This window comes from Candidatus Aquicultor sp. (assembly GCF_054640775.1).
In genome coordinates, this window is the sequence record NZ_JBTSLF010000351.1 from 1 (window position 1) to 2,517 (window position 2,517).

At 51.2% G+C, this 2,517-nt stretch carries 2 protein-coding genes; both read right to left on the bottom strand.

What is annotated here, in order from left to right:
- On the bottom strand, positions 1-1,140 hold a 1,140-nt coding region (locus ACYC56_RS15245; protein WP_461375024.1), incomplete at its 3' end, for an acyl-CoA dehydrogenase family protein.
- A 165-nt stretch (positions 1,141-1,305) separates the two neighbouring features.
- Positions 1,306-2,355 (bottom strand): phosphate acyltransferase PlsX, encoded by a 1,050-nt coding sequence (plsX, locus tag ACYC56_RS15250; protein ID WP_461375025.1) that lies wholly within the window; start codon positions 2,353-2,355, stop codon positions 1,306-1,308.
- Positions 2,356-2,517 lie beyond the last annotated feature (162 nt).

Genomic DNA, 2,517 nt, shown 5'->3' on the forward strand with positions numbered 1-2,517 from the left:
TTCTTTATTGAGTTCCTGGCCGATGATATTTCGTTGAACTTGATTGGTGCCTTCATAGATCTGGAGGATCTTGGCGTCGCGCATCATTTTCTCCACCGGATAGTCCCGCATGTAGCCGGTTCCCCCTAACACCTGGACGGCATCCGTAGTGACTTTCATGGCCGCATCACTGGCAAAAACCTTGGCCATGGCCGAAATCTTGGAGACATCTTTGGCCCCGCTGTCAATAAAGCGGGCCGCCGAATAAACCAGCGCCCGGGCGGCTTCCGTCAAAGTGGCCATATCGGCCAGCATATGCTGAACAGCCTGAAAAGTGATAATCGGTTTTCCGAACTGTATCCGGGTCCGGGCGAAGGAAACCGCCTCGTCCAAAGCCCCCTGGGCCAGACCTACCGCCTGAGCCCCAACGCCGGGACGCGATTGATCAAAGGTTTTCATGGCTACGACAAACCCCATCCCCTCCCGGGAGATGATCCGATCTTTAGGAATACGGCACTGATTGAAGATCAGCTCCCCGGTGGTTGAAGCCCGGATGCCCATCTTACTTTCTTTTTTGCCGAAACCGAAACCCGGGTCCCCTTTTTCGACGATAAAGGCGCTGGCCCCACGCGGGCCTTTACTGCGGTCGGTAATGGCAATGACTGAATAGATGTCGGCTTCCCCGGCATTGGTGATCCATTGTTTGGTCCCGTTCAGGATATATTCACTGCCCTTTAACTCGGCCGTGGTCATGATACCGCCGGCATCACTTCCGGCTGTTGATTCGGTCAGGCCAAAGGCCGCTAATTTCCGACCCGAAGCGATCTCCGAGAGATATTTCTTTTTTTGTTCTTCATTTCCATAAAGAAGGATGGGATAGGCCCCCAGACCGCTGGCCGCGAAACTGGTGGAAACCCCCAGGCAGGCCCGGCTCAATTCTTCTACGGCCAGGCAATTCTCAAAAGACCCGCCCCCGAACCCGCCGTATTCCTGAGGGATGCAAACCCCGAACAGATCCGATTGGGCAATCACCTTCAATAACTCGCGGGGGAATTCTTCTTTTTCGTCCAATTCGGCCCGGACTGGTTTGATCTTCTCGTCGGCGATCTTTTGGGCAATCTCCTTGATCATTTGCTGTTCTTCAGTAAGAAAATAGTCCATTTCCTGCCCCTTCCCTAATGATTATGTTTTTATCAGCCGAACCGGGTCCGACATATACCAGATTTTGTTCGCCAAGCAAGCGCAAAAACCTTTTACTTTTCTTAACTTGCATTTTGCATTTTGAACTTTGAACTTGAGGCGATAAGTTCTAAAGCCCTGCCGGCTTCAGGAACTTATCTTCTTCTTGATGGAATCCCAAAATCGATGGGGTTTACGATAATAGGCTTCGTTATTTTTCAGTCCTTCCAGGACATGTTCGGTCATCCGGTTTTCTACCGCCTGGCTCGCAACCCGAATGGCATTCATGATGGCCTTCGGATTGGAGGCGCCATGACCGACCACCACCACCCCGTCAACGCCTAACAGAGGAACCCCTCCGTATTCAGCATAGTCCACCCTTTTCGAAAACCGTTTAAATGCCGATTTCAGGAAAAGGAACCCTATCTTGGAACCCAGGCTGGAACTTATTTCTTCTTTTAACATAACCTTCACGGTTTCAGCCAGACTTTCGCTTAACTTCAGGCAGACATTCCCGACAAATCCATCACAGACAATAACATCCACCTTCCCGCTGAAAATATCTCCCCCTTCCACGTTACCGATGAAATTCAAGGGAGTCTTTTTCAATATTTCCGCTGTTTGACGAACCAGATCATTTCCTTTGGATTCTTCTTCACCGATGCTCATTATCCCTACTCTGGGTTTGGGACGTTTCATTATGTACCGGGCCAAGGGCTCGGCCATGATGGCGAACTGGACTAACTGTGAGGCCGTACAATCCACATTGGCCCCCACATCGATCACCAGGGTTGAAGAGGAATGGGAAGGGAGAATGGCCCCCAGGGCCGGTCTTTCCACGCCCGGCAGTTTTCCTAAAACGACCACCCCTAAGGCCATGGTCGCCCCTGAATTACCGGCACTCACTACCCCATCGGCCTCGCCATTCTTCACCAGCTCCAAGGCCACTCGGATAGAGGCATCCTTTTTCCGCCGGATGACATCAATAGGGGATTCACCCATGCCTGCCACCTGGGTGCAATGCCGAACGGTAATCAGATCGGGATTGTAGATCAACCCGTTCAGTTCCTTGGCGATGAGGTCCTGGCTTCCCACCAGGATCAAGGGGATTCCCAATTCCTTAACAGCCAAAACCGCCCCATTCACCACCGCGGCAGGGGCGTAGTCGCCACCCATGGCATCAATAGCGATCTTAATAGGCTTCAAAGCTTCCTATCCAATAAAATTATCTGAAGAATTGAAATTTGTTAACCCTGGGAAAAAATAAAAATCACAATGAGGATTTTTCTTCATCATGGACTGTGACCTGACGACCCCGATAAGTCCCACAGGAAGGTCAGGCAAAATGGGGACGGTTAG